Origin of the sequence: Pseudomonas sp. NPDC089758 (assembly GCF_044748705.1) — a bacterium.
GTDB lineage: Bacteria > Pseudomonadota > Gammaproteobacteria > Pseudomonadales > Pseudomonadaceae > Aquipseudomonas > Aquipseudomonas putida_X.
In genome coordinates, this window is sequence record NZ_JBIVGN010000001.1 from 245,267 (window position 1) to 272,072 (window position 26,806).

The following is a 26,806-nucleotide window of genomic DNA, read 5'->3' on the forward strand; positions in this document are numbered from 1 at the left end:
AATCAGGAGTTCGAACCATGTTCAGCCGTTCCTTGCTACGTCGCTGGCTGCCCTGCGCAGCCTTTTCCCTGGCCTGCTGCACGGGCTGGGTACAGGCTGCAGAGCCGATCAAGGTGGGCCTGGTGGCCGCGTTGTCGGGGCAGTCTGCCAAGTCCGGCGAGGCCCTGACCCGGGGCCTGACCCTGGCCATCGATGAGATCAATGCCAAAGGCGGGCTGCTGGGCCGCCCGGTGGAACTGGTGCGCCGCGATGACGAGAGCAACCCGGCCAAGGGCATGCTGGCGGCGCGCGAGTTGATCCAGCGGGAAAAGGTCAGCGTGCTGTTCGGCGGCCTCGACACCCCGGTGTCGCTGGCCATCGTGCCCTTGGCCAACCAACTGAAAACGCCGTTCATGGGGATCTGGGCGGCGGGCACCAAAATCACCGAGAACGGCGCGAAGGACAACTACGTGTTCCGCGTGTCGGCGGTGGATGAACAGGTAGACGAAGCACTGGTCGCCTATGGCCTGCGCCAGGGCATGAAGCGCCCGGGCCTGATCCTGGCCAATAACCCTTGGGGCGAGTCGAACCTGGCAGGGCTCAACGCCGCTATGGCCCGCCGCGACATGGCCCAGGCGCCGGCCGAGCGCTTTGAAGACAGTGACCTGGACATGGTGCCGCAACTCACCCGCCTGAAAAACGCAGGCGTCGACACCCTGCTGCTGGTGGGCAACGTCGGGCCCTCGGCGCAGGTGGTCAAATCGCTCCAGCAGATGGGCTGGAACGTGCCGGTGGTGTCGCACTGGGGCCCGGCCGGCGGCCGGTTCGGCGAGCTGGCCGGGCCTGACGCCGGGCGCGTGCACTTCATCCAGACGTTTGTCTTCAGCGCCCACAACAGCGCCCGCGGCGATGCCTTGCTGGCCGCCCTCAAGCAGCGTTACCCGCAGGTCAAGACCCTGGCCGACGTGACCCCGGCCGTGGGCATCGCGAACGCCTACGACGCCATGCACCTGGTGGCCCTGGCGATCGACAAGGCCCAGGACACCCAAGGCACGAAGGTGCGTGACGGGTTCTATGCCATCAGCGACTACGAGGGGCTGATCAAACACTACCAGCAGCCGTTCAGCGTTGACCGCCACGACGCCCTGGGCCCTGAGGACTATGTCTTCAGCCGCTTCGATGGCGACACCATCGTGCCCGTGACGCCCTGAGCGGAGGCCCTCGACATGATCACCACCACACTGGTCAGCGGCCTGGGCCTGGGCAGCATGTATGCGCTGCTGGCGCTGGGCTTTCACCTCACCTATGCCGTGTCGCGCACGGTCAACTTCGCCCAGGGCAGCGCGATGATGGTCGGCGCCGTGCTTGGCTACAGCCTGGCCGTGACCTGGGGTTGGCCGTTGTGGCTGGCACTGCCCACTACCCTGCTGCTGTGCGCGGTGCTGGGCCTGGCCATCGAGCGCTTTCTGGTGCGCCCGTTCCATGCCCGTGGCTCGGACGCCTGGCTGATGGCGACCGTGGCGGGCGGGCTGCTGCTGGACAACCTGGCGATGTTCACCTTCGGCAAGGAGCCACGGCAGTTCGGCAGTGCCCTGACCAGCCTGCGCCTGGACCTGGGCGACAGCAGCCTGAATGCCGTGCAGTTGGCCATTCCGCTGGCCGGTGCGGCGGTGGCGGCCGCGCTTTACTGGGTGCGCCGACGCACACAGCTGGGCCTGCGCCTGGAAGCCTGCGTGCAGAACCCACGGGCAGCCCGGCTGATGGGCATCGACGTGAACCGCGTGGTGGCGGCGGCCTTCGCCCTGTCGACCGTGTTCGCGGCGCTGGCGGGCCTGCTGATCGCACCGCTGTACAACGTGCACGCCGACATGGGCACGTTGTTCGGCCTGAAGGCTTTCGCCGTGGCCATCCTCGGCGGCATCGCCAGTGCGGGTGGGGTGTTCGCGGCAGGCCTGCTGTTTGGCCTGCTCGAGGCGGTGGTCACGCTGTATTTCGGCTCTGCGTTCACGCAATTGCTGTGCTTTGCACTGGTGATCGTGGTACTCGCGGCACGTCCTGACGGCCTGTTCGGCCGCAAACTCTGGGTAAAGGTATGACCATGCGCGAGCGACTCGCCCCCCTCGGCCTGGCCCTGTTCGGGGTCGCCAGCCTTGGCCTGGCATTGGGCCTGGACAGCTACTGGCTGTTGATCCTGACCTTGTACGCGCTGGCGGTCACCGTCGGCGTGGGCCTGAACATCCTGATCGGTTTGTCCGGGCAGATGTCCTTCGGGCACATCGCGTTCTATGCCATCGGCGCCTACCTGTCGGCACTGCTGACACTTGCCGGCCTGCCGCTGTCGGGCGCCCTGCCCCTGGCCGGCCTTGGCTGCGCGCTGTTGGGCGGCTTGCTGGCGATCCCGGCGCTACGGGTCAGCGGGCCTTACCTGGCGATGATCACCATTGCCTTTGCCCTGGTGGTGCACAACGGCCTGATCGAGTGGCGCAGCATCACTGGCGGTGCCAACGGACTGATGGGCATTCCACTGCCTGAAGTCGGCACGCTGGACCCGGCCCTGCTGCTGGCACTGGCTGCGGTGCTGCTGATGCTGGCGGCGCTGGCCTTCTACTGGAGCCTGCAGCGCAGCGGCTGGGGCCTGGCAATGCGGGCGGTGAAGGCCTCGGAGATCGCCGCCCGCTCATTGGGGGTCAACCCGGTGCAGACGCGGACCTTGGCCTTTGCCCTGTCGGCAGGCCTGGCGGGCGCAGCCGGGGCGCTGGTAGCGCCGGTGCTGATGTTCATCAACCCGGCAGCGTTCCCGCTCTCGCAGTCGATCCTGTTCGTCCTGGCGGTGATCGTCGGTGGCGCCGGCATGCTGTTCGGGCCGGTGCTCGGTGCACTGGTGATCGTGCTGCTGCCTGAACTGCTGGCCGACTTTGCCGAGTACCGGCTGCTGGCGTTCTCGGTTTTGCTGCTGGCGGTACTGTGGGCGGCACCACGCGGCGTGCTGGGCAGCCTCGCCAAGCGCTTCTGGCGGCCGCGGCACGAGCCGGTCACCGCACAGCCGGATGCGGCGGGGCTGCGGGCGTTCTTCACCGGTGGTGCGCGGCATGGGCTGAAGGTCGAGGGCATCGGCATCCGTTTCGGGGGTGTGCAGGCCGCGCAGCACGTCAGCCTGCAGGCCTTGCCAGGCAGCATCACCAGCCTGATCGGGCCCAATGGCGCGGGCAAATCCACGGTGCTCAACCTGATCAGTGGTTTCTACCGCCCCGACACCGGCTCGATACAGCTGGGCGCGGAGCTGGCCGGGCAGCCGGCCTGGCGCATCGCGCGCGCCGGTATCGCCCGTACGTACCAGACCACCCAGCTGTTCGGTGAGCTGAGCGTGCTTGAGAACCTGCTGCTGGCCCTCCAGCAAGGTGCCATCGAACGGCCCTGGCCGTGCCAGCAGGCCACACGCAAGGCCTTGGCCATCGCGTTGCTGGCGCTGGTCGGCTACCGCGGCAACCTGCACGTCGCCGCCGATGACCTGCCCCACGTCGACCGCCGCTTGGTCGAGATCGCCCGGGCCCTGGCCAGCCGCCCGCAGGTGTTGCTGCTCGACGAGCCGGCTGCGGGCCTTGGCCGGCAGGACACCGACCGCCTGGCCACGCTGCTGCAACGCCTGGCCACCTTCAACCTGGCGATCATCCTGGTCGAGCACGACATGCCGCTGGTGATGGCCGTGTCGCACGGGCTACTGGTGCTCGACGCCGGCAAACCGATCGCCTGGGGCACCCCTGAACAGGTGCGCTCGGACCCGCGGGTGATTGCGGCGTACCTGGGGGGCACCGAGTACCAGGCCCAGCCGCGCGCGCAGGCCTGGGCGGGCTCGCGTGATGCCGTGCTGCACGTGCGCGACCTGTGCATCGACTATGGCGCGGCGCCAGTGGTCGAAGGAGTCGACCTGGTGGTCAACCCGGGCGAGCTGATCGCCATCCTGGGCGCCAATGGCGCCGGCAAATCGAGCATCCTGCAGGCCCTTGCCGGCCTGCACCGGCCACGTGGCGGCAGTATCGTGCTGGACAACCGCAGCATCGAAAGCCTCGATGCCAGCCAGATCGCCCGCCTTGGCCTGGCCCTGGTCCCTGAAGGCCGGCAGCTGTTCGGCCAGTTGAGCGTGCGCGAGAACCTGCTGCTGGGGGCCAACGTGCGCCAGGATGCCGTCGATGCCGACGGCGAAATCGCCGCGATCCTCACGCGCTTCCCCCGCCTGCGCGAACGCATCCACAGCCCGGCCGGGCTGCTCTCGGGCGGTGAACAGCAGATGGTCGCGATTGGCCGCGCGCTGATGGCCAAGCCACGCATCCTGCTGCTGGACGAGCCGTCCCTGGGCCTCTCCCCGGCGATGATCGGCGAGCTGTACGACGCCCTTGCCGCCCTGCGCGACGAAGGCGTGACGTTACTGCTGGTCGATCAGATGGCTAACCTGGCACTGCAGGTGGCCGACCGCGCCTACGTGCTGGAAACCGGCCGCATCGTCAAACAGGGCAGCGCCGAGCAACTTCGCGGTGACCCACAACTGGAAGCCGCCTACCTGGGCGCAGGAGCCGCCGCATGAGCCATCTGGAACTGATCAATGTGCGCCTGGGCGACGGCCCGGCACTGAGCCGCCTGCTGATCGAAGACGGCCACTTCGTGGCCCGGCTGAGCCGGCCGGCGCCCAAGCTCGACCTCGGCGGCCGGCTGGTGCTGCCGGGCCTGATCGAAACCCATATCCATCTGGACAAGGCCTGCATCCTTTCGCGCTGCCAGCTGCGCGAAGGCACGCTGGCCGAAGCCATCGCCCAGACCCGCCTGGCCAAAGCCGCGTTCACCGAGGCCGATGTTTACGCCCGCGGCGCGGCTGTGCTGGAGCAAGCCATCGTACAAGGCACCACGCACATGCGTACCCATGTCGAGATCGACCCGGCTATCGGCCTGACCGGCCTGCGCGCCATCCGCAGGCTACAGGCGGATTACGCCTGGGCCGTGACGCTGGAGATCTGCGTGTTCCCGCAGGAAGGCATGCTCGACAACCCCGGGACCGAAGCGCTGTTGTGCCAGGCCCTGGGCGAAGGCGCTGAAGTGCTGGGCGGCTGCCCTTACACCGACGCCGACCCGCCAGCGCAGATCCGCCGGCTGTTCGAACTGGCGGTGGCCTACGATCGCGATCTGGACCTGCACCTGGATTTCGACCTGCAAATCGCCGGCATGACCCTGGGCGAGGTGATCCGCTGCACCCGCCAGCATGGCTGGCAAGGCCGGGTCACCGTCGGCCATGTGACCAAGCTCTCGGCGCTGCCGCAGGCCGAACTGCTGCGCATGGGCCAGGCGTTGGCCGACGCCGGTGTGCACGTCACCTGCCTGCCGGCCACCGACCTGTTTCTCACCGGCCGTGACCGCTTCCATGACAAGCCCAGGGGGCTGGCACCGCTGGCACAACTGCATCAGTGCGGGGTGACCTGTTCGTTGTCCAGCAACAACATCGGTAACCCTTTCACGCCCTATGGCGATGCCTCCCTGGTGCGTCAGGCCAACCTGTACGCCAACGTCGCCCAACTGGGCACGCCGCAGGAACTGCTGCTGTGCCTGGGCTGGATCTCACGGCAGTCGGCGCGCCTGCTGCGCCTTGCCGACTATGGCCTGGAACCGGGTTGCCGGGCCGACTTCGTGGTGTTCGACGCGCCCTCGCCCGCCGAGGTGATCGGCCGTATCGCCGCGCCGCTGATGGGTTTCAAACAGGGCCGGCAGACCTTCAGCCGGCCACCGGCCGAGCTGTTCCCAGCACCGCTCACAGCCCTGACAGTGCCTGGCGCAGGTTGACCTCAGGCGCAGCCACATCCTCGAGGGCCAACTGGCCTTCGAGTTCGTCCAGGTGCGCGATCATTTCGTCCACCGCCGCCTGGGTATCGCCGGCGCGCAAGGCATCGATGATCGCCTGGTGCTCGTCCGAGGCACAGGGCGGGCTGTCACCGCGCTGATACAGGGCGACGATCAGCGAACTGCGCACCATCAGGTTGCCGAGGATGTCGGCCAGCACCTGGTTACCGCTCACCTCACCCAGCAGCAGGTGAAACTCACTGAGTTCGCGAACGATGGCGCGGCGATCGGTGCTGGCAGTGGCTGCACGCTCGTCGTGCATGTGCTGTTCGATGCGCACCTGATGCTCGGCGACATGCGCCGGGGTGATGGCCTCGACGATCGCCCGCTCCACGGCGCGGCGTGCGGCGAAGATTTCCCGTGCTTCGCGGGCACTTGGCTGGGCCACGGTGGCGCCGCGGTTGGGCTCGATGTCGACGATGCGTTGCATGGCCAGGCGTTGCAGCGCAGCCTGCACGTGGTTGCGGTTGGCTTGCAGGGTCTCGACGATGTGCGCCTCGACCAGGCGCACGCCGGGGCGCAGGCGATGCTGGGCGATGGCCTTGGCGAGCATCTCGGCGATGCGCTGGACTTCCTGTTGCTTGCTGCTGACCGTCTTGCCTTTCATCGCGACCTCGAAACCCTCAAACGCTTTGGGCCGGCATTATCCGCCGGGCCACGCATTGCGGCAATCGGCGTGGTTCAGTCCTGCTGGCCAAGGGCGCTGCCCTGGCTGCGCGGGTCATAGGCAGCGGTGCGCTGGCCGTCCAGGCCGATGGCAATCACGCCGGCCAGGCCCATCAACGGGCTCAACGCAGGCGTGGTCTCGACCTGGTGGCCACGGTCGGCCAGCCCCTGCACCACCGTTGCGCCGATATCGGCCTCCAGCTTGAGGTTGTCGGTGCTGTCGAAGAAGCTGCGCCCAAGCAGAAAGCGCGGTGCACGCAACGCCGCCTCGGCAGGCTGCTGGTAGTCGATCAACTGGGTGGCAAGCACCATCTGCGTCTGGGGCTGGCCGTCGCCCCCTTGGGTACCGAAAAACCAGCGGCGCCCATCATCGGCCAGGTAGGCCGAAGGGTTGAGTGTATGTGCCGGCCGCTTGCCGGGCGCCCAGGCGTTGCAGTGCCCCGGCTGCGGGCTGAAACCTGCCGCACGGTTGTGCCAAAGGATGCCGGTATCGCCCAGGATGCACCCGGAGCCGAAGTCATGGAACAGGCTTTGGATCAGGCAGGCGCTGCGCCCGGCGCGGTCGGTGGCGGCCATCCATACCGTGTCGGCCGGTTGCCCGGGCTCTCCCCAGGGCGTCGCATGTTGCTCGTTTAGGGTTGCGGGAGGCTGAGCAAGCGCGTGCTCGAAGTCCCAGCCAGTGGCGCGTGGGTCATGGAGTTGAGTGTTGCGCTGCAGCAGGCCCTGCTTGATGGCTTCGACCAGCAGGTGGTAATAGCCCGGCGTGCCGTTCTCGCCCAGGTTCACGGCCTGCAGCGCAGCCATGGCACGCAGCGTGTACAGGCCTTGGCTGGGAGGCGCGACATTGTACAGCCGGCCGTTGCGATAACGTACGCAGAGCGGCGCCGCCAGGTCTGCGCGGGTGGCGCGCAGGTCTGCGACGGTCAGGCCGCAACCCAGGGCGTCGAACGCCGCACCGAAGGCCTGCGCCAGTTCCCCGTGGTAGAAGTCGCTTGGGCCACGCCGCGCCAGGTGCTCCAGGCTGTTGGCCAGCGCGGGTTGGCGCAAACGGCCACCTTGGGGCGTACACAATGCCTGCAGGCTGGGCAGTGTCTGGATGAGGCCGGCGCGCTGCCCTTGCCAGAACAGTTGCGAGGCGGATACCTCTACCCCGTCCCGGGCCAGCCCGGCGGCGCCTGTCAGCAGGTCGGCCCAGCCCAGCCGCGACCCCCACTGCTCGCTGATGGCCTTGGCCTGCGCCCAACTGGCCATGGCCCCGGCCGTGGTCGCGACCGAGGCAGGCCCACGCAGGCTGATCGCGCCCGCCGCAGGCAAGCGCCTGCCGGCCTGGCCGATCCCGATGATGGTGCGTACCTGGTCATCGTGGAGCAACCACAGTGCATCACCGCCCAGGCCCGTCATGTGTGGGTACACCGCTGCCAGCACGGCACTGGCGGTGAGCATGGCATCGATTGCGCTACCCCCGCCGTCGAGCACCTCCAGGCCCGCAGCGCTCGCCAAGGGGTGCGGGGTGCACAGCACGCCGCCGCGGGAATGGGCGACCAGGGACTCGTTCATTGCTAGCTCCTTTATGGATATTGCTAGCAGTCAGCAAGGATCGTTCCCAATCGCGTAAACCGCTTTGAACTAATCCACCCGCCCCGCTCCCTAACCTTGTGCGTTCCCATTGCCACTCACTAGGAAGGTTTGATCACTATGAAAAGCGAACAAGTTGAAGGTGTTGCACAGAAAGTCGCAGGCAAGGCGCAGAGCGCGGTGGGTCGGCTTTTCGAGGACCCGGCCCTGGAGGCAGAGGGCGATGGCCGCCAGGTCGCTGGCCAGCTGACCAAAACCTACGGTGACGCACTGAACAACGTCTCTGCCTTCGTAAAGGAGAAGCCCATCACCGCACTGGCAATCGGCGCCGCCCTCACCCTGGTGGTGAGCCGCCTGCTGCGTCGCTGATAAGCAAAAGGTCGGTCCGAGGGCTTCAAAGACCATGAAGCCCTTTGGCGTCCAGCAGAGGCCTCGGCAAAGCAGTCGTGTGCTGATGGCTTGTAAACCCCCACCTCCGATCGCCCACTGGCGATAGCCCAGGCCCCTCCCCGGAACCTGTGCCTGGGCCAATCAATGCGTGAACAGGCGTCGCTCACGCGCCCAGACAATGGCCTCACTGCGGCTGTGAACATCGAGCTTGGAGTACACCGTTGCCACATGGTTGCGCACGGTATTGAGGGCAAGGTTCAACCGCGTGGCGATTTCCTTGTCGGCAAGGCCTTCGCAGATCAGCGCCAGCACATCGCGCTCGCGGCGGGTCAGGTCGGTCAATGAGGCGTCAGGCAAGCGGCCGGTGTTCAGGCGCTTGGCATTGGCCAGCTTCTCGATCAAGGTCTGGCTGAACCACGACGCATCCTGCATCACCGTTTCTATCGCCTCGACCAACTCCAGCTCGGAACGCTTGCGCTCGGTGATGTCCATCAGCACCAACAGGTAACACGGGGTGTCCTGCAAGCTCACAGTGTCCGCCTGCAGCACACAGTCGAGACGGTCATTGCCTTTTTTTCGCAGCTTGAGGTCCAGCCCTTCGATGCGCCCGGTTTTTTCCAGCGCATCGAACACTTGGGTCGCGACACGCCGATCATCCATGAAATCGATTTCGGCCACGGTCTTGCCGATCAGCTCCTGGGCGGCGTAACCCAGGGTGTCGAGAAAGGCTTCATTGGCATCGATCAACTGCTGCCTGTCGGCGCTGCACACCAAGGTGGGCACTGGGCTGAGGCGAAAGGCCTTGGCAAAGCGCTCCTCACTCTGGCGCAGGGCATTTTCCGCCTTGCGCCGGGGCTCCAGGTCGGTGAAAGAAAACAGCATGCAATCTTCTTCGTGCATGTCCAGGGGTTGCCCGGCCACGATGACCAGCTTGGTGCCGCCATCGGGCAAGCGCAGTTCAGCCTGCATCTGCGGGATGGTGGCCCCTTCCATGAGCCGCTCGATAGCCAGTTCCTTGCGTTCGGCGTTTTCCAGCACATCCACTTCATAGACAGAACGGCCGATGACGTTCTCCCGCACATGGCCGGTCATCTCCAGAAAGCCCTGATTGACCTTGATGAAGCGCAAGTCGCTGAGCCTGCAGATGACCGCAGGGGCCGGGTTGGCATTGAAGGTCTTTTCGAAGCGCTGTTCGGCACTGGCCCATTCGGTGGCATCGGCCAGGATCAGCACCAGCGATTCGGCCTCACCCTTGCTGTCTTCCAGCACCATGCTGCGCACCCGGTGCACACGGCTGCGCGCTTCATCGTCGCCAACAGCTAGCACCTCCACCATCACGTCGCTGAACACCTCTCCTGCGGCCACCCGCGCGATTGGGTACTGCTCGGGATCAAGGGGGTGATTGTTGCGGTAGCGCAGGGCAAAGCGTGCGCGATAGCCCTCAGCGTCGCTGCCCAGTTGTTCCAGGCTGTCGACCCCGTGCATGCGCAACGCCGCTTCGTTGGCCCAGATGATGGACTGGTCGACCTCCAGCAGGATCACGCCATCGGACAACCCGGCGATGATTTGCTGAAGTTGGCGGCGGTTGGTCTCGCGGGCAAGCACGGCGTCGCTCATAGAGGTTCTCCAATCGGCAGGTCTGCATGGCCTGGAGCTTAATCGCTGCAGGCCGGCCAGGGTTGGTGCGAATGCACTAATCGATCAGGTGCGGATGCGCCATCACAGCCTTGCATGTGACCTGCAAACTGGCCCTGACGTTGCACCAGGCCTGCGTTGCCGGTGCTACCGGATCTAACCCACGAGGATGCATAGATGACTGAATCGTACGTGACCACCCCAACGAACGCTGTCAGCCCGCTACGGGTATCGTGGAGCGCCGTGTTCGCAGGCGGCGCCATCGCCCTGGTCAGCTACCTGGTACTCAGCGTGCTGGGCACGGCCATTGGCGCCGGCGCCATGAACCCTATGGCTGACGGCAATCCGCTGCAGGGCTTCGGCACCGGTGCGGGGGTATGGCTGTTCATCAGCACCCTGCTCTCGGTCGCGGCAGGTGCCTGGGTCGCCGGGCGGACCGCGCCCACCCGGGGCGGCCTGCATGGCCTGTTGAGCTGGACAGTGACCACCCTGCTGGCTACCTGGTTGCTGGCGTCGTTGGCCGGCACCGTGGTTGGCACTGCCGGCAACATCGCTGGCAAGGGCCTGTCGCTGGCGGCCGACGGCGTCGCTGCCGCCGCGCCCGGTGTGAGCCAAGGCATCAAGGAGCAACTGAACAAGAATGGCATTTCGCTGGACTGGGACAACCTGGAAGCCGAGTTGAACAAGACCTTGGCGCAGTCTGGCAAGGCTGAGCTGGCCCCCTCGACGCTGGAGCAGAAGGCCGAGCAGGCGCAGGCTCAGGGAGAGTCGGCAGGACGCATCGCGGCCGAGAACCCGACCCAGGCCATCGACCAGCTCAAAGCATGGTTCGAGCGCGTGCGCAAGGCCGGTGAACCTGCCCTGAGCGCGGCAGACAAGCAAGCATTGGTCAACATCGTCGCTGCGCGCACCGGCAAGAGCCAGCAGGAGGCCCAGCAGGTGGTCGATAACTACGCCCGTGCCTATGAACAGGCTGCCGAGCAGGTGAAGGTGCTTAAAGAGCAGGCCGAGCAACAGGCTCGCGAGGCTGCCCAGGTCGCCGCCAGCAACGTCTCGAAAGCCGCCTGGGGCACCTTGGTAACCCTGCTGATCGGTGCCGCCTTGAGTTTTGGCGTAGGCCGCTTCGCGCTGTCGTCACGCAAGACGCGCGTTGCCACGGTGTGAGTCGCAACGCCAACGCTGCAGGTACGCTTCACCCAACCCACGTTTCACGGATGTCTGTCGAAGGAGAAAAACCATGAGCAGCACTTCGGACAAAGTAAAAGGCTTGGCCAACGAAGCCATCGGCAAGGTCAAGCAAGCCGTAGGCAAGGCCACTGGCAACACGGAACTGGAGGTCAAAGGCAAGGTGCAGGAGAAAAAAGGCGAAGCGCAGCAGGTAGTCGGTGACGTCAAGGACGCCGTCAGCAAGGATTGACCCTTGCGCTTGAGCCATAACAAACGGCTGCCTGAGGGCGGCCGTTTGCCGTTTCTGGGGGGTACGGTTCTCGTCTTGCGGCCCGGCCATGCCACACACCGCATCCGGCAGGGATCGACCGACCAGATACTGGCCGGGCAAGTATCCTCGGTGGCTTGCCTGCCTGTATAACGATCAGGATGCACTCTCGCCCAAGGAGCAATGATGAACCGCTTCAACCCGGACAAATTGAAACTCTCGAAATGGACAGCGCGACACCCCACGAACCGTGAAAAACACTTCCTGGTGACCGACCTGGAACGGGATGAAGAGGGGCATGTACTGCGTGTGGAACTGGAAGCGGTGCACAGCAAGCGCAGCCAGTGGCTGGACTGGCAGGTGCTGCGTGATCCTGAGGTATGGCTGATGGGCTGGCAGTGAAAACGGCCTGGCCCGCTGCCCTCGTACCTACCCCACGCTGCCCGGTCAGCCAAACACCGGTTTGAGCAGCGCCTGTGCCTCATACAGCGGTGGCAGGTAACGCAGGCGGATCTCATCCATGCTCAGCCGCGATGCATGGGTAGTGATGGTCAGCGTCGCCTTCAACTGCCCCGCCCGGTCCAATAACGGCACGCCGATTACGCGCATGCCGACTTCGAACTCTTGATCGACGATGCAGTAGCCCTGCTCGCGCACCTGCTGCAGCGTCGCGTCCAGCAGCGCCCTGTCGGTCTGGGTGTAGGGCGTCAGCGGGTGTAGCGGATTGCGGGCGAAATAATCATCGCGCTGCGCCTGGCTCAGTGCCGCCAGCCAGACTCGCCCGCCGGCAGTGCAATACATCGGCACCCGCGAGCCGGGCCGTATCGACAGCGAGGCGATGTGGCTGTAGCGGCTACGCACCAGGTGGATGATTTCGTCGTCGTCGCGTGTCCCCACCGAGACATGTTCCTGGGTCTGCCGGGCCACTTGCTCGACGACCGGGCGCAGCATGCGTGGCAACTGCGCCGAGTCCACATAGGCCTGGCCGATACGCAGGGCCTTGGGGGTCAGCCAGTAGTGGCGGTTGTCGGTTTCAGCGAAGCCTTCATGCACCAGGGTCAGCAGAAAACGCCGCGCCGCACTGGGCGTAAGGCCCGCTTGCCTGGCGGCCTGGGGCACCGTGAGGCGCGGCTGCTCGGCGTTGAACAGCTGCATGAGCGCCAGGCCTTTCTGTAAACCGGCAATCAGGTCGCGGGGGTGAATCAGGGGTTTGTCCATGTCTTGCACCCTTGAATGGGAAGTTCGTGGCCGCCAGGCAAGCCTAATTGTGCAGTTGCCGCGATAAACGCGTTATGAGTGCGATTATCGCATCAAACCCCTGGCAAGCGTATTGTGACAACGCCGCCACCGCCTCACCCTGACTTCCACAACAACACCCCTAACGGAAGTCACCATGATCAAAGGTTCGACAGCGCTGGTCGCCATCGTCGGCACGCCCATCGCCCAGGTGAAATCGCCTGAAAACTTCAATACCTGGTTCAGCAACAATGGTCATGACTTGGCCATGCTGCCCATCGACTTGCAGCATGCCGCGCTGGACGCCTTTATCGACACCTTGCGCGGCTGGCGCAACCTGCGCGGTTGCGTGGTGACCGTGCCTTACAAGCAGGCATTTGCCACCCGCCTGGACGGCCTGAGCGAACGCGCAGCGGCCCTGGGCTCGGTGAACGTGGTACGGCGTGAAAACGACGGCCGCCTGTATGGTGACAACGTGGACGGCGCGGGCTTTCTGGGCGCAGCACGCAAGCACGGCTTCGCCCCTGCGGGCAAGCGAGTGCTGATCGTCGGTTGCGGTGGCGTCGGCAGTGCCATCGCCTACGCACTGGGTGAGGCCGGGGTTGCCCAGGTCACCCTCGCCGACCCCGAAACGCCTCGCGCCACAGCGCTTGGCGGCCTGCTGGCCAAGGCCTTCCCTGGCGTCGGCAGCACCACCGCATACAGCACGCTGGACGCCTTCGACCTGGTGGTCAACGCCTCGCCCGTAGGCATGGGCGGCACGGGCGAACTGCCGCTGCCCGCTGCACTGCTGGGCACGCTCAAAAGCACCACGCTGATAGCCGACGTTGTCACTTCGCCCGAAATCACCCCGCTGCTGCAACACGCGCGTGAACGCGGCTGCGCGGTGCAGACGGGCGCGCAAATGGCCTTTGCGCAACTTGGCCACCTGGGCGCCTTCATGGGCGTAACGCCACTGGAGATCTGAGGCCATGCCCCCTATCGAAAACGCGCAAGCGGTGTACGACCTGGTGGTGCTTGGCAGTGGCGCCGGTGGCCTGGCAGCCGCCGCCACGGCAGCGCGCCTGGGCCTGAAGGTGCTGGTGGTGGAAAAGGCCGAACACTTTGGCGGTACCTCGGCGATCTCTGGGGGTGCTGCGTGGTTGTATGGCTCGGATCAGGCGCGCATCGCCGGTGCGCAGGACTCACCCGAGGCCGTCAGGACCTACCTGAAAAGCATCATCGGTGCCGGCTACAACGGCGAACTGGTGGACGCCTTCATCGCGCGCGGGCACCAGGCGCTGCGCTGGCTGGAACACAACACCGAGTTGCGCTACGCCCTGCGCCCGCACTCGCCGGACTATTACCCGGACGCACCCGGCGCCACCGCGTTCGGCCGTGCGCTGGAAATGGTCGAGTACGACGGCCGCCGGCTCGGCCCACGCTTCAAGGACCTGAAAATGCCACCGCCGGGCATGCTGTTGTTCGGCGCGATGATGGTCAACCGCGAGGACATTCAGCACTTTTTGAGCCTGCGCCGCTCCCCGCGGTCACTGTGGCATTGCCTGAAACTGATGGCGCGCTACGCACTGGACCGGGTTCGCCATCACCGTGGCACGCGCCTGACCACGGGGAACGCACTGGTGGCGCGCCTGGCCAGCACCGCCTTCGCCCACGGCGCACAGCTGAGGTTGCGCAGCGAAGCGCAGGCACTGATCGTCGAACACGGCACGGTCACCGGCGTGGTGGTGCAGCATGAGGGCCGCCGCACGCAAGTCCTTGCCCGCGGTGGGGTGGTCTGCGCCATGGGCGGGTTTGCTGCGGGTGCACTGGCGCCGGCCCACCGCCCGGCCCCTGACGCGCCGCACCTGACCATGTCCCCCGCTGGCAACGACGGTGCTGCGCTGCGCCTTGCCCAGGCGGTGCATGCAGCCCAAGGCGAGGGCCTGGCGGCCAATTTCTTCTGGGCGCCGGTTTCCGAGCGGCGCCATGCCAGTGGTGAGCGCGAGCGCTTCCCGCACCTGGTCACCGACCGCGCCAAGCCCGGCGTCATTGCGCTCGACCCGGCCGGGCGGCGCTTCGTCAACGAATCCAACTCCTATCACCACTTCGTACAGGCCATGTTCGCCAGTGGCATCAGCAGCTGCTGGCTGGTCTGTGACGCCGAGGCCATGAACCGCTACGGCCTGGGCCTGGCACGGCCCAAGCCGGTGGACAACACGGCCCTGATCGAAGCCGGCTACCTGCACCGCGCCGGTTCAGTGCAAGGGCTGGCACAGGCCATCGGCGTGCCGGCGCAGGTGCTGCAGGAAACACTGGAGCGCTTCAACGCCGACGCCCGCAGCGGCATCGACCGGCAATTCGACAAGGGCGGCAACAGCTACAACCGTTACATGGGCGACCCGCAACACAAGCCCAACCCATGCCTGGCGCCACTGGCCAAGGCCCCGTTCTACGCCATCCGCCTGCACACCGGCGACCTTGGCTCGGCGCGCGGCCTGGTGACCGATGCCAACGCCAATGTACTCAACCGCGCCGGTGCGCCGATCGTTGGCTTGTATGCCGTCGGCAACGACATGAACTCATTGATGAATGGCACCTATCCGGGCCCCGGGATCACGCTGGGCCCTGCCCTCACCTTCGGCTGGATCGCTGCCAGCCATATCGCTGAACGCCTGCAAGCCCACAGCCCTGACACGGAGACGCTTCCATGTACTACGAAATGAGAACCTACACCCTCGACCCACTGAAAATGGCTGACTGGCTGGCTCTCTACCAAAGCCACGCCCTGGCGGTGCAACGCGAACACCTGGGCAACCTGGTCGGTTTCTTCACCAGCGAATTCGGTGAGGTGAACCAGGTGGTGCACATCTGGGGTTATGCCAGCCTGGACGAGCGCAGCGAACGGCGCGCGGCGATGGCAGCGGACCCACGCTGGGCCCAGTTCTCGCAGCTCAACCGTGAACTGGGCGCTGTACTGCGGCTGCAATCACGCCTGCTGCGGCCTACCGGCTTCTCGCCGCTGCAGTGACAACCGAACCGGAGTGCGCCCATGCAACCCCTTGAGTGTGACGTACTTGTCATCGGCTCCGGTGCCAGCGGCCTGGCTGCGGCGGTTACCGCCGCGCACCATGGCCTCAAGGTGATCGTGGCAGAAAAAGCCCCCCGGCTCGGCGGCACCAGCGCCTGGTCGGGCGGTTGGCTATGGATACCGCGCAACCCCCTGGCCGTGGCCGAAGGCCTGGTCGAAACCGCTGATGCAGCGCAGCGCTACCTGCGCGCCCAAACCCGCGTAGCGGAACTGGACGCACGTCAACTGGCGTTCCTGCGCCATGGCCCGGCGATGGTGGCGTTCTTTCAGCAGCACACATGCGTGCAATTTCAGTGCGGTACGAAGCTGCCCGACATGCGTGAAGGTGACGGCAGCGCGCGCGGTGGGCGTGCCCTGTGTGCACAGCCCTATGACGGCCGCCTGCTCGGGCCCTGGATACACCGGCTGCGGCCACCGCTGGACATCGTCAGCCTGGGCGGCATGGGCATTGCCGGTGGCATGGACATGGCCGCTTTCTTCAATGCCCGGCAATCGCCCAGAGCGGCTTGGCATGTGGCCAAACGCCTGTTGCGTCACGGGCGCGATCTGTTGCTGCACCGGCGCGGCCTGCAACTGGTCAACGGTAACGCGCTGGTGGCCCGCCTGCTGCGCAGTGCCCTGGACCTGGGCGTCACGCTGCTGACCGACAAAGCGGCCATTGCCTTGCTGGGCGATGCACGCATCACCGGCGCGCACTGCGCCGATGGCCAGCGGATCCAAGCGCGGCGTGGCGTAGTGCTGGCCTGTGGCGGTTTTGCCCATGACCGCCAGCGCATCGCGCAGCTGATACCGCACGCGCCCGACGGCGTTGGCCATTACTCTGCCGCGCCGCCGGAAAACAGCGGCGATGGCCTGCGCCTGGGCGAGCAGGCCGGCGCCCAGGTCGGCACCAACCTGGCCCATGCCGGTGCCTGGGCGCCGGTCTCGCAGGTGCCGCGTAGCGATGGCAGCGTTGGGCATTTCCCGCACCTGATAGACCGCGCCAAGCCTGGTTTCATTGCAGTGCGCAGTGACGGTCGACGCTTTGTCAACGAGGCGGACTGCTACCACGACTTCATGAATGCGCTGTTCGGCGCTACGCCAGAGGGCGAACCCTATGAGGCCTGGTTGATCTGCGACCATGCCGCGCAGCGTCGTTATGGCATCGGCTGGGCCAAGCCGTTTCCCTTTCCTGCCCGCTTCTATGAACGGCGTGGCTACCTGTTGCGTGGCAACGACCTGGCGCAACTGGCCGCGCGCTGTGGCATCGATGGCCAGCAGTTGCAGCGCACGGTGGCGCGCTTCAACCAGCAGGCGGCGCAGGGTGTGGACCCTGACTTTGGGCGCGGCGCCTCGGCGTACAACCGGGCGCAGGGTGAGCCGCAGCAGGCCCCGAATCCTTCGCTGCGGCCCCTGCTGCACGGGCCTTTCTATGCAGTGAAGTTGCTGCCGGGCAGCCTCGGGACCTTTGCCGGGCTGGGCACCGATGCTTCGGCCAGGGTGCTCGATGATGCAGGGCAAGCCATACCGGGGTTGTTTGCGGTGGGTAATGACATGCACAGCATCATGGGCGGGCACTACCCCAGTGGTGGTATCACGCTGGGGCCAGGGATGACCTTCGGATACCTCGCAGGCCTGGCGCTATGCGGGTTGCCGCAGCCGGAGCGGGACTGTTCCGGGGTTGGTGCGGCTGTCTCATCCCATCTCTAGCATTGAAGGCATTTGTGTGGGATCCGGCTGCCGGCGATGCAGATGCTGCGGCGCATGGCACCGGCTTCGCCGGTGATCGCCGGCAAGCCGGCTCCCACCGCGACCGCGCAGTTCTTTAGGTTTGCGTTTTACCTATGAGAGCAACCGCCTGACCCAATTTCTAGAAGTCGACACAAGTCATGGGCAGCTGGCTTGCCGGCGATGCAGATGCTGCGGTGCATGGCACCGGCTTCGCCGGTGATCGCCGGCAAGCCGGCTCCCACCGCGACCGAGTAGCTTTTTAGGTGTGCGTTTTCCCTTCAGAAGCAACTGCCTGACCCAATTTCTAGAAGTCGACACAAGTCATGTGGCAGCTGGCTTGCCGGCGATGCAGATCCTGCGGTGCATGGCACCGGCTTCGCCGGTGATCGCCGGCAAGCCGGCTCCCACCGCGACCGAGTAGCTCTTTAGGTGTGCGTTTTCCCTTCAGAAGCAACTGCCTGACCCAATTTCTAGAAGTCGACACAAGTCATGTGGCAGCTGGCTTGCCGGCGATGGGCCGCGAAGCGGCCCCTTGGCTCACATCGATGCCAGCACCGCCCGGGCCTTCTCCAGCGCCATCCGCGCACGCTGCTCGCCACTGACACCCTGCACCAGCAGTTGCCGCGTGGGAATCTCCAGGCTTAGCGGAACGCTCGCTGGCAACCCACGCAACAGGCCGGCCAGGTCGGCATCACCCTCCCCTGGGAAACGCCGCTCGTTACGGGCCTGGCGCAGGATTTCATCCATGTCGGCCGGAACCGGCCCAGCCACGTCGCACAACTGGGCGTAGCGCATGCGCTGCGGGGCCAGCCGCGCCAGGTCGTCGAGCGACGACCCGGAGCGGTTGAAGTGAAAGGCATCCACCAGCACGCAACCGTTCGGGCGGTCTGCCTTGGCAACGATGCGCATGGCCTGTTGCAGGTCGCGGACGTCGGTCCAGGGCATGAACTCCAGATGCGGATGAATACCGTAGCCGGCCGCCAGGTCGCACAGTTCAGCGAAGCGTTCGGTGAGGCGCGCCTCATTCGAGTCGTTACCGGCAACCAGCAGTTCGCTGCCGCCCAACTCGGCACCGACCGCCAGCATCGGCTCGAAATCGGCCACGCAGGTGGCGGGTTCAAGGCGCAGGATTTCCAAATCCAGGACTTTGATACCGGTGTCACGCAGGCGCGCCTGGGTCTGGCGGCGCAGCTCGGCGTCGCTCACCAGCGGGAAGTGCTGCTCTTCGCTGGTCGCTGGCACCAGGCGCAGGCCAACGTGGCTGTAACCGGCACGGGCGGCGGCTTCGACCATCGCCGGGGGTGACAGCTCCAGTACGGTGAGCGCGGCCAGGGAAAAGATTCGATCAGTCATGGGGGTTACCTGCAGGCAAAGGGGTACGGGGAGGAAGAACGCACGCGCGGCTCACACGATGATCTCTGGCGTGCCAGCCCGGCCGCTGGCGGCTGCCTGGCGGATGGCCTCGATCAACGCCAGGGTGCGGCCGCCGTCAGCGGCATCGGTCAGCGGCGCTTCCTGCCCACGGGCAACACGGACAAAGTGCTGCAACTGCAGGGTCAGTGCCGCACCCGCCGGGATACCCACATCACGCTGCAGCAGCGGTGTATGCCAGCCCGAGTTTGCCTCGGCGTATTGCCAGTGCTTGAGCTGGGGGATGCTCAGCGCCCCCCGGGTGCCGGCCAGCAAGTAACAGGGTTGGTCCGCCTGGCGCGGATAGACAGGGCTTTCGCCCGAGCTCAGCTCCCAGCTCCACGGCGCTGCCACCGCGTCGGAGCCAGTCAAGCTGCCCAGGGCACCGTTGGCGAACTCCAGCAGCACTGCCGCGCTGTCCTCGTTGGCAAACCCGCGCACCTGGTTACGGGTGAACGCCTGCACCTGTACCACCTCGCCGCACAGGTAGCGCAGCAGGTCCAGGTCGTGGATCAGGTTGGTCAGCAGAAAGCCGGCGCCGGGCTCGCGGCGCCACGGTGTGTCGAAATAGCTGTCGGGTTTTTGCAACTGCCACAGCGCGGTGACGTTGACCAACCGGCCCAAGGCCCCTTCGGCGATCACGCTGCGCGCGCTGGCAATCAGCGGGTTATGCCGCCGGTGGTGGCCGACCAGCACCGGCACGCCGCAGCGGCGCGACGCCTCCACCAGCGCACGCACTTCATCCAGGTGCACCCCTACCGGCTTTTCCAGCAGCACCGGCACGCCGGCTTCAACACAATCGAGGGCAGTGGCCACGTGCAGGTTGTTCGGATTGGCCACGATCACGGCCTCGGGCCGCACAGCCTGCAGCATCTGCCGGTGATCGGCGAAATACGCCACCCCGCACTCGGCGGCAAAGGCTTCAGCCTGGGGGCCGGGGTCGGCTACCGCACACAACTGGGCTTGCGGTACCTGCCTCAGGTGCTGGTAATGCTGGCGTCCCATGATACCGGCGCCAATCAGGGCGATGCGAAGGGGTGCGTTCAACGGGCAGTCCTCTAGCGTTTATCGTTGTTGTTGTGGAAATTCCAGAACAGGGTTCCAGAATCATCTTTCGCTAATTTAGAACTGCGGTCCGTTTTGCAAAAGGACACCCTGCAGAGAGTGTGCGGTAATCGACCAGAGATTTAGACACATCCCCACGCTGTAGGCCATTCAAGGGAATAACTCACTCGCCTGGCTGGCCACCGACAATTCCTCCACTGCCGCCAACAACAGCGGCGCCAGCTCCGGCAATCGCGCCTGGGAAAGGCGCGCACTGGGGCCGGCAATGCTCAGCACACCAATGACGTCGTTGCCATGCGGCCGGCGCACCACTGCGGCCAGGGCCGAAGTGCCGACTGCCGAGGTTTGCTCGACCCAGGCATACCCGCGCTCACGGGCGCCAGCCAGGTAGCCCAGCAGCTGTTCAGTGGAGCGCGGGGCGTTGGGGCCGAACTGCTCGGGGTCGGCAATGCCCTGGCGCAGGACCATCTGCAGCGCCTCGTCATCACTGAGGCTGGCCAGCCAGGCATGCCCCGAGGCGGTGTAGAACAGGGGGGCATCGCGGCCCATGTCCGGGTCGTAACGCAACCCGGAACGGGCGCCCTGGGATTTGGCGATCCAGGTCTGGCGGGCGCCGTCGATAACGCCCAGGCGCACCAACTCTCCGCTGTCCTGAGCCAGACGGTCGAGGATCGGCTGGATGATGTCGGCGCCGCTGCTGGACAGGTAGCGAAAGCCCAACGCCACCAGCTTGGCCGACAGTTGGTAGCGGTTGTTGTCACGGTTCTGGCGGACGTAGCCCAGGCGCGTAAGGTCGGCGAGCATGCGGTGGGCGGCGCTCTTGGGGATCTCCAGCCGGTCAGCGAGGGTTTGCAGGGCCAGCCCCTGGGGCTCGGCGGCAAGGCTTTCTACAAGACTGAAGGCGCGTTCGATCTGACTACCAGCCATGACAGGGTTTCCTGATGAAAAAGGCGAATTCTGGAAGATGATTCCATATCCTCGCCGGCCACCGCAGGGCATCATGCCTTAAGTGTCCGATTATCGACCATTACTTACCGGCATCACTTGCATACCGCTAGGTCAGGCAGGAAGAATATGGAACCTAGTTCCAATAATAATGCCGGAGACCCGCGATGCCCACCGACAACTTGCAAGCCGAATGCGATGTACTGGTCATTGGCTCTGGCGCCGCCGGGCTGGCCGCTGCCGTCACGGCAGCCTGGCATGGGCAACGGGTTACCCTCGTGGAAAAAGACGCGGTGTTTGGCGGCGCCACTGCCTGGTCCGGCGGCTGGGCCTGGGTGCCGCGCAACCCGCTGGCGCGTCGTGCCGGTATCGAGGAAGACATCGAACAACCTCGCACGTACCTGCGCAACGAACTGGGCGCCCATTACGACGCGCAGCGCATCGACGCCTTCCTTGAAGCCTGCCCGCACATGGTCGCCTTTTTCGAGCAACATACGGCCCTGCAGTTCGCCGATGGCAACGCCATCCCCGACATGCACGGCGATACCCCTGGCGCCGCCATCGGTGGCCACCAGGTCATCGCCGCCCCCTATGACGCCCGCCAGCTGGGTGCGCTGTTGCCCCGCTTGCGCAGGACCCTGCGCGAAACCTCGTTCATGGGCATGCCGATCATGGCCGGCGCCGACCTCGCCGCCTTTTTGAACATGACCCGCTCCCCCCGCGCCTTCTGGCATGTGTGCAAACGCTTCGCTCGCCACCTGTACCACCTCGCCCGCCATGGCCGGGCCATGTACCTGGTCAACGGTGTGGCGCTGGTGGCGCGCCTGGCCAAGTCGGCTGAAGACCTGGGCGTGCGCCTGCTTGAGTCTGCGCCGGCCAAACGCTTGCTGATGGAGGACGGTCATGTGCGTGGCGCGGTGATCGCCACCGCGCAGGGCGACCTCACCCTGCGCGCCAACGCCGTGGTGCTGGCGGCCGGTGGCTTTGCCCATGACCCCGAGCGGCGCCGGCAATTGTTCCCGCGTGATGCCAGTGGCCACGACAACCTCGCCCTGCCGCCGCGGTCGTGCTCCGGCGACGGCCTGCGCCTTGGTGAAGCCGCCGGCGGCGTGGTGGCCACCGACCTGAAGTCGGCGGTCGCCTGGGCCCCGGTGTCCAAGGTCGCGCACCGTGATGGCAGCGTCGGCCACTTTCCGCACATCATCGAACGGGGCAAGCCCGGCATCATCGGTGTGCTGGCCAATGGCAAGCGCTTCGTCAACGAGGCGCACGGCTATTACGACTATGTCGCAGCCATGCTCGACGCCCTACCGCAGGAAGAAGAAGCCTGTTCGTGGCTGATCTGCGACCATCGCTTCCTGCGCCGCTACGGCCTTGGCCACGCCCGCCCCGCCCCACTGCCAGTGGGGCCTCACCTGCGCAGCGGCTATCTCAAGCGCGGCGCCAGCCTGGAACTGCTGGCCCGCGCCTGCGGCATCGACCCTGCGGGGTTGAGCGCCACGGTCGCCGAGTACAACCGCCACGCAAGCCAAGGCCAGGACCCTGAATTCGGGCGCGGCAGCACCCCGTTCAACCGCAAACAGGGCGACCCGCAACACAAGGGGCCCAACCCCTGCGTCGCGCCAATCGAGCACGGCCCGTTCTACGCGGTAAAGGTGCAGCCCGGCTGCTTTGGCACCTTCGCCGGCCTGCGCACCGACGGCCACGCACGTGTGCTGGATGAACAGGGCCAGCCCATCGGCGGCCTGTATGCCGCGGGCACCGACATGGCCAGCGTATTCGGCGGCTGGTACCCGTCCGGGGGTATCAACCTGGGGCCGGCGCTGACGTTCGGTTATGTGGCCGGCCGGCATATCGCCGGGGCCCAGGCGTATGAGTAAGCCAGCCCGGCGGTACTTCGCCGCCGCCGCCCTGCGCCGTTCAGCGCCCGGAGCAGGCGCCCCCGGGAAAACCGGCTAAGCTCGGGGCTGCGAGCCACAGCAGTGCTCGGCACAGCTTTGCAGGTCCATCGTCGCTCGGGCGATCCACACCGACGGGCCGTTACCGGCTCAAAGAGGGTGCAGCAATGGCGACAATCGAGACAACAGCGCTCGCTCAGGGGCTGCAGCAGGTGGAAAACAGCTGGCAGGCATATCTCGCTTCACAAAAGCGCACACAGGGGCTGACGGGCAAACAGCTCAGCTCAGCGCTCAAGGCCTGTACCCGCGATTACATCAGGTTCCAGAACCAGAGCCAGCAGTTCTACGCCGAAGTGCGCAAGCGCGTGGGGGATGCTGAAAAGCTGGAGCTGGACCGGGTGCTTTACCCTCACTACTTCACCGACAAACACTGAGCCGTCTACAAGGCCAGGCACCTGGTTGCGCGAACCGGCGCAGCAGGTGCCGGTGGAGACAAGTCAGCGAGCCAGAAACCTAGGTATGCACTGCTCAAACGCCCAGCAGTGCTGGGCTGATCGAGCTTGCCCCTTCCCATCCGGATACCGGGTCATACCGGATCTGCTGCGTGGCCGTGCCCTGCCTGCCGGGTACCGTTCTGCTCGACTATGAACTTTCATCACACCCGGTGTGACGCCTGGCCGGCTAATCCCACACGTGTTTGCCGCTTAAGGTGGCCTGCAAGGTCGTTGTGCAGGCGGCCCATGACAACAACAAGCGAGCAACCGAGGTGCAAGCCGATGCGTGGCGAACAAGGCAAGACAAACAACAAGCTGGGGACTGGCTTGAAAGGCAGGCAGGTCACGATGATCTCGATCGGCGGGGTGATAGGCGCCGGCCTTTTCGTAGGCTCAAGCAACGCCATCGTCACCGCCGGTCCGGCGGTACTGGTGGCGTACCTGATTGCCGCCGCGATCGTGGTGCTGGTGATGCAGATGCTCGGCGAGATGGCCACGGCGCGGCCAGACACCGGCTCGTTTTCATCCTACGCTGACCAGGCCATCGGGCGCTGGGCCGGGTTTTCCATTGGCTGGCTGTACTGGTGGTTCTACGTGCTGGTGATCGCCATCGAGGCCATCGTTGCCGGCAACATCCTGGGTGACTGGCTGGGCTTGCCGCACTGGTCCACCGCCTTTGCCATGACCCTGGCACTGGTCTTGTGCAACAGCCTCAGTGTCGGTTCGTTCGGTACCCTGGAGTACTGGCTATCGCTGTTCAAGGTGGTGTCGATCGTCAGCTTCATCGGGCTCGGCGTGCTGGCGATCCTGGGCCTGATGCCCGGCTCGTCCACCAGCGGCATCCGCAACCTCTACGCTAACGGCGGCTTCGCCCCGAACGGCAACGTGGCCATCGTCGCTGCGCTGCTGACTGCGATGTTCAGCTTCCAAGGCAGCGAGGTGGTGACCATCGCCGCGGCCGAATCACCCGACCCTAAAGCCAACATCAAGAAGGCCATCCGGGCGGTGGTGTGGCGCCTTGGCCTGTTCTATCTCGGCTCGATGTTCGTGGTGGTGTGCCTGATCCCGTGGAACGCCCCAGGCCTGGCACAAGGCTCGTATCAGGCGGTTCTGAACGCGATGAACATCCCGTGGGCACCCGGCATCATGAGTATCGTGGTACTGGTGGCAGTCACCAGTTGCCTGAACTCGGCCATCTACACAGCGTCGCGCATGGCCTACTCACTGGCCCGACGCGGCGATGCGCCCAACGCTGTTTCACGCACCACCGCTCAGGGCGTGCCGCTGGTGGCTGTGGCCCTGACCTCGGCAGCCGCACTTGCGGCCCTGGCCGCCAACTATCTGCTGCCAGCTCAGGTGTTCCAGTTCCTGCTGGCCACCAGCGGTGCACTGGCCCTGCTGATGTATCTGGTGATCGCCATCACTCAACTGTGCATGCGCCGCAAGCTGGTCGCCCTGGGCCGGCCACTGGCGGTGCGCATGTGGCTGTTCCCGTGGTTGACCCTGTTCACCATCGCCTTGATCGTCAGCGTGTTCGCCATCATGGCGGCGTTCCCCGGCCAGCGGGCCGAACTGCTCAGCACTCTGGGGCTGACGGCCGTGCTGGTGGCCATCGGCGTCCACCTGCAAAAGCGCCAGCCGGCGCTGTCGGCGCAGCGCAGCGCCTTGCAGTTCGAGGCCTGCCAGCCATGACTCAGCGTCATAGCCGGTGTGCCGAACACGCCCTTTTTCACCCTGCAGCGCACCCCTAAGCTGCCTGCAACCCCGGCCCTGAACGGGCCGGGGATTCAAGAAAACCAACTGTGGAAGCCCTCATGAGTATTGCCCCCAAACCCGACGAACTGGCCATCCCCTATCAACTGCCGCAAGTACCGTTCATGTCCCCCGACATGGTTCACCCCGGTGTACTCGGCAAGTGGCTCGAAGACGACCACCTGTGGGTCCCGGTGACCGCTTCGGTATCATTCAAGCCCTTGTTGCTGAGTGTCTCTGGCGGCTATTACATCAACCTGCTGCGGGTGCGCCAGAGCGGTGTTCTGTCGCGTCACCGTCACACCGGCGGCGTGCATGCACTGGTACTCAAAGGCCGCTGGTACTACCTGGAGCACGACTGGGTCGCCGAGGAAGGCTCGTTCGCCTTCGAGCCACCAGGCGAAACGCACACCCTGTTCGTGCCAGAGGACGTGGAAGAGATGATCACCTGGTTCCATGTGCAAGGCGGTTACACCTATGTCGACCCACAGGGGGTCGCCGTCGGGTACGAAGACGTGTTCACCAAGCTGGAGGCCGCTCGCGCTCACTACAAGGCGCTCGGGCTGCCCGACGACTACATCGAACAGTTCATTCGCTGAGCGACGGACACGCCAACGCCCCCTCGTATCCTGATACACGCGGGTTGCTACCCCGACGCGGCGCTGCCAGCATTCTGCTGACAACGGAGGCAGAACATGGACAACTACTCACAACTGCTGGCCTTCCTCGGCGCTGCCGAACACGGCAACTTTTCTGCTGCGGCGCGTGCTTGCGGCATGACGCCGTCGGCCATCAGCAAGCTGATCTCGCGCCTGGAAGACCGCCTGCAGGTACGCCTGTTCCAGCGGGGCACCCGCAGCCTGACGCTGACCGAGGAAGGTGCCGCCTACCTGGTCAGCGCCCGGGCAGTCAGCAATGCCATGGCAGAGGCCGACTCGCTAGCCGAAGCCTTTCCTACCCGCGTCAGTGGCACGCTGCGGGTCCACACCATGACCACCTTCGCCAAGCACCAGATCATCCCCTGGCTACCAGAGTTTCTTGCCGCCTACCCGGGGCTGACCGTGGATATCCAGGTCGGCGCGCAGTTCAGCGATCAGTTCGATCAGGGGCTGGACGTAGCGATCCACAGTGGCGTACTGCCCGACTCCTCGCGCATTGCCCGCAAGATCGGCCAAAGCCGCTGGATCCTCTGCGCATCGCCCGCCTACCTGGCCAAGCACGGCACACCGGCAAACCCTGAACAACTGCTGCAGCACACCTGTTTTTCCTTCGGTTTCAGCAGCGTGTGGAACACCTGGGGGTTCGTGGTCGATGGCCAGGCCATCACCGTGCCGGTGGTCCCCAAGGCCACGTTCGGCCAGGGCGACCTGCTACGCGACCTGGCGCTAGGCGGCGCTGGCATCGTGCGTCTGGCGGAGTTTCATATCGGCCAGGACATTCAGGAGGGCCGCCTGGTGCCCCTGCTGCAGGCCTATGCCCAGGACAGCGTCGAACCGCTTTACATGATCTACACCAATCGCAAACACCTCAGCCCGCGAATCCGCGTGTTCCGCGACTTTCTCGAACAGAAGCTCGCCAGCAGCCCGTGGAACACCCGCTGAGAAAACCAAACCCGACCAGCAGAACCTGACGCGCCGTCAGCCCTGCTGCGCACAACGACACAGAG

At 65.6% G+C, this 26,806-nt stretch carries 24 protein-coding genes; 17 read left to right on the top strand and 7 right to left on the bottom strand.

Translation table 11 applies throughout. The features are described from left to right. Nucleotides 1-17 precede the first annotated feature (17 nt). The 4 genes from ACIPZH_RS01170 to ACIPZH_RS01185 are packed head-to-tail and all read left to right on the top strand — an operon-like array spanning nucleotide 18 to nucleotide 5,802. The gene (locus tag ACIPZH_RS01170; RefSeq protein ID WP_241805895.1) at nucleotides 18-1,190 is read left to right on the top strand and encodes an ABC transporter substrate-binding protein; all 1,173 of its coding nucleotides are present in this window, start codon (nucleotides 18-20) and stop codon (nucleotides 1,188-1,190) included. 15 nt (nucleotides 1,191-1,205) lie between these two features. After that, nucleotides 1,206-2,075, top strand: a complete 870-nt coding sequence (locus ACIPZH_RS01175) for a branched-chain amino acid ABC transporter permease (RefSeq protein WP_400634691.1) — start codon at nucleotides 1,206-1,208, stop codon at nucleotides 2,073-2,075. Next, on the top strand, nucleotides 2,072-4,558 hold the full coding sequence (locus ACIPZH_RS01180; RefSeq protein WP_400634693.1) for an ATP-binding cassette domain-containing protein: 2,487 nt from the start codon (nucleotides 2,072-2,074) through the stop codon (nucleotides 4,556-4,558). Before ACIPZH_RS01175 ends, ACIPZH_RS01180 begins: the two co-directional genes overlap by 4 nt. Then, nucleotides 4,555-5,802, top strand: coding sequence for an amidohydrolase family protein (locus tag ACIPZH_RS01185; protein WP_400634695.1), 1,248 nt, complete (start codon nucleotides 4,555-4,557; stop codon nucleotides 5,800-5,802). The genes ACIPZH_RS01180 and ACIPZH_RS01185 overlap by 4 nt, the downstream gene beginning before the upstream one ends. On the opposite strand, the gene ACIPZH_RS01190 is transcribed toward ACIPZH_RS01185, so the two are convergent. Both ACIPZH_RS01190 and ACIPZH_RS01195 read right to left on the bottom strand, forming a co-directional pair. Then, on the bottom strand, nucleotides 5,771-6,466 hold the full coding sequence (locus ACIPZH_RS01190) for a GntR family transcriptional regulator (RefSeq protein WP_241805899.1): 696 nt from the start codon (nucleotides 6,464-6,466) through the stop codon (nucleotides 5,771-5,773). The genes ACIPZH_RS01185 and ACIPZH_RS01190 overlap by 32 nt on opposite strands. A gap of 74 nt (nucleotides 6,467-6,540) precedes the next feature. Further along, nucleotides 6,541-8,082: a gamma-glutamyltransferase family protein gene (locus ACIPZH_RS01195; RefSeq protein WP_400634698.1), complete on the bottom strand. Its 1,542-nt coding sequence runs from the start codon at nucleotides 8,080-8,082 to the stop codon at nucleotides 6,541-6,543. A 138-nt stretch (nucleotides 8,083-8,220) separates the two neighbouring features. Here ACIPZH_RS01195 and ACIPZH_RS01200 point away from each other — a divergent pair, with 138 nt between their 5' ends. Next, nucleotides 8,221-8,469, top strand: a complete 249-nt coding sequence (locus ACIPZH_RS01200; protein WP_241805901.1) for a CsbD family protein — start codon at nucleotides 8,221-8,223, stop codon at nucleotides 8,467-8,469. A 162-nt stretch (nucleotides 8,470-8,631) separates the two neighbouring features. On the opposite strand, the gene ACIPZH_RS01205 is transcribed toward ACIPZH_RS01200, so the two are convergent. Beyond that, nucleotides 8,632-10,107, bottom strand: a complete 1,476-nt coding sequence (locus ACIPZH_RS01205; protein WP_400634700.1) for a PAS domain S-box protein — start codon at nucleotides 10,105-10,107, stop codon at nucleotides 8,632-8,634. Between the two features lie 195 nt (nucleotides 10,108-10,302). Between ACIPZH_RS01205 and ACIPZH_RS01210 the strand changes: the two genes are divergently transcribed. From ACIPZH_RS01210 to ACIPZH_RS01220, 3 genes are all read left to right on the top strand, one after another. After that, complete coding sequence (locus ACIPZH_RS01210) at nucleotides 10,303-11,289, top strand: hypothetical protein (protein ID WP_400634701.1); 987 nt, start codon at nucleotides 10,303-10,305, stop codon at nucleotides 11,287-11,289. 73 nt (nucleotides 11,290-11,362) lie between these two features. Next, the gene (locus tag ACIPZH_RS01215; RefSeq protein WP_241805904.1) at nucleotides 11,363-11,542 is read left to right on the top strand and encodes a CsbD family protein; all 180 of its coding nucleotides are present in this window, start codon (nucleotides 11,363-11,365) and stop codon (nucleotides 11,540-11,542) included. Between the two features lie 204 nt (nucleotides 11,543-11,746). Next, nucleotides 11,747-11,962 (top strand): TIGR02450 family Trp-rich protein, encoded by a 216-nt coding sequence (locus tag ACIPZH_RS01220; protein WP_241805905.1) that lies wholly within the window; start codon nucleotides 11,747-11,749, stop codon nucleotides 11,960-11,962. 45 nt (nucleotides 11,963-12,007) lie between these two features. On the opposite strand, the gene ACIPZH_RS01225 is transcribed toward ACIPZH_RS01220, so the two are convergent. Further along, the gene (locus ACIPZH_RS01225) at nucleotides 12,008-12,778 is read right to left on the bottom strand and encodes an IclR family transcriptional regulator C-terminal domain-containing protein (protein ID WP_241805906.1); all 771 of its coding nucleotides are present in this window, start codon (nucleotides 12,776-12,778) and stop codon (nucleotides 12,008-12,010) included. Between the two features lie 175 nt (nucleotides 12,779-12,953). Between ACIPZH_RS01225 and ACIPZH_RS01230 the strand changes: the two genes are divergently transcribed. From ACIPZH_RS01230 to ACIPZH_RS01245, 4 genes are read left to right on the top strand one after another with little or no spacing between them, the layout of a single operon-like run. Next, entirely contained in the window at nucleotides 12,954-13,763 is an 810-nt protein-coding gene (locus tag ACIPZH_RS01230; RefSeq protein ID WP_400634703.1) for a shikimate dehydrogenase family protein, read from the top strand. 4 nt (nucleotides 13,764-13,767) lie between these two features. After that, nucleotides 13,768-15,501: an FAD-dependent oxidoreductase gene (locus ACIPZH_RS01235; RefSeq protein WP_400634705.1), complete on the top strand. Its 1,734-nt coding sequence runs from the start codon at nucleotides 13,768-13,770 to the stop codon at nucleotides 15,499-15,501. Then, nucleotides 15,486-15,806 (top strand): NIPSNAP family protein, encoded by a 321-nt coding sequence (locus ACIPZH_RS01240; RefSeq protein ID WP_400634707.1) that lies wholly within the window; start codon nucleotides 15,486-15,488, stop codon nucleotides 15,804-15,806. Before ACIPZH_RS01235 ends, ACIPZH_RS01240 begins: the two co-directional genes overlap by 16 nt. Nucleotides 15,807-15,827: 21 nt before the next feature. Beyond that, complete coding sequence (locus ACIPZH_RS01245) at nucleotides 15,828-17,555, top strand: FAD-dependent oxidoreductase (protein ID WP_400634709.1); 1,728 nt, start codon at nucleotides 15,828-15,830, stop codon at nucleotides 17,553-17,555. Nucleotides 17,556-18,113: 558 nt separating this feature from the next. On the opposite strand, the gene ACIPZH_RS01250 is transcribed toward ACIPZH_RS01245, so the two are convergent. From ACIPZH_RS01250 to ACIPZH_RS01260, 3 genes are all read right to left on the bottom strand, one after another. Then, complete coding sequence (locus tag ACIPZH_RS01250) at nucleotides 18,114-18,929, bottom strand: sugar phosphate isomerase/epimerase family protein (RefSeq protein WP_400634711.1); 816 nt, start codon at nucleotides 18,927-18,929, stop codon at nucleotides 18,114-18,116. 51 nt (nucleotides 18,930-18,980) lie between these two features. Next, nucleotides 18,981-20,033 (bottom strand): Gfo/Idh/MocA family protein, encoded by a 1,053-nt coding sequence (locus ACIPZH_RS01255; protein WP_400634713.1) that lies wholly within the window; start codon nucleotides 20,031-20,033, stop codon nucleotides 18,981-18,983. A 168-nt stretch (nucleotides 20,034-20,201) separates the two neighbouring features. Beyond that, nucleotides 20,202-20,978: an IclR family transcriptional regulator gene (locus ACIPZH_RS01260; protein WP_400634715.1), complete on the bottom strand. Its 777-nt coding sequence runs from the start codon at nucleotides 20,976-20,978 to the stop codon at nucleotides 20,202-20,204. 185 nt (nucleotides 20,979-21,163) lie between these two features. Here ACIPZH_RS01260 and ACIPZH_RS01265 point away from each other — a divergent pair, with 185 nt between their 5' ends. The 5 genes from ACIPZH_RS01265 (at nucleotide 21,164) to ACIPZH_RS01285 (ending at nucleotide 26,741) form a co-directional block, all read left to right on the top strand. Next, complete coding sequence (locus ACIPZH_RS01265) at nucleotides 21,164-22,876, top strand: FAD-dependent oxidoreductase (RefSeq protein ID WP_400634717.1); 1,713 nt, start codon at nucleotides 21,164-21,166, stop codon at nucleotides 22,874-22,876. A gap of 185 nt (nucleotides 22,877-23,061) precedes the next feature. Continuing rightward, nucleotides 23,062-23,328, top strand: a complete 267-nt coding sequence (locus ACIPZH_RS01270; protein ID WP_241805915.1) for a hypothetical protein — start codon at nucleotides 23,062-23,064, stop codon at nucleotides 23,326-23,328. Nucleotides 23,329-23,670: 342 nt separating this feature from the next. Further along, nucleotides 23,671-25,080 (top strand): amino acid permease, encoded by a 1,410-nt coding sequence (locus ACIPZH_RS01275; protein WP_400634719.1) that lies wholly within the window; start codon nucleotides 23,671-23,673, stop codon nucleotides 25,078-25,080. Between the two features lie 122 nt (nucleotides 25,081-25,202). After that, nucleotides 25,203-25,739, top strand: a complete 537-nt coding sequence (locus tag ACIPZH_RS01280) for a 2,4'-dihydroxyacetophenone dioxygenase family protein (protein ID WP_241805917.1) — start codon at nucleotides 25,203-25,205, stop codon at nucleotides 25,737-25,739. A 96-nt stretch (nucleotides 25,740-25,835) separates the two neighbouring features. Next, entirely contained in the window at nucleotides 25,836-26,741 is a 906-nt protein-coding gene (locus ACIPZH_RS01285; RefSeq protein WP_241805918.1) for a LysR family transcriptional regulator, read from the top strand. Nucleotides 26,742-26,806 lie beyond the last annotated feature (65 nt).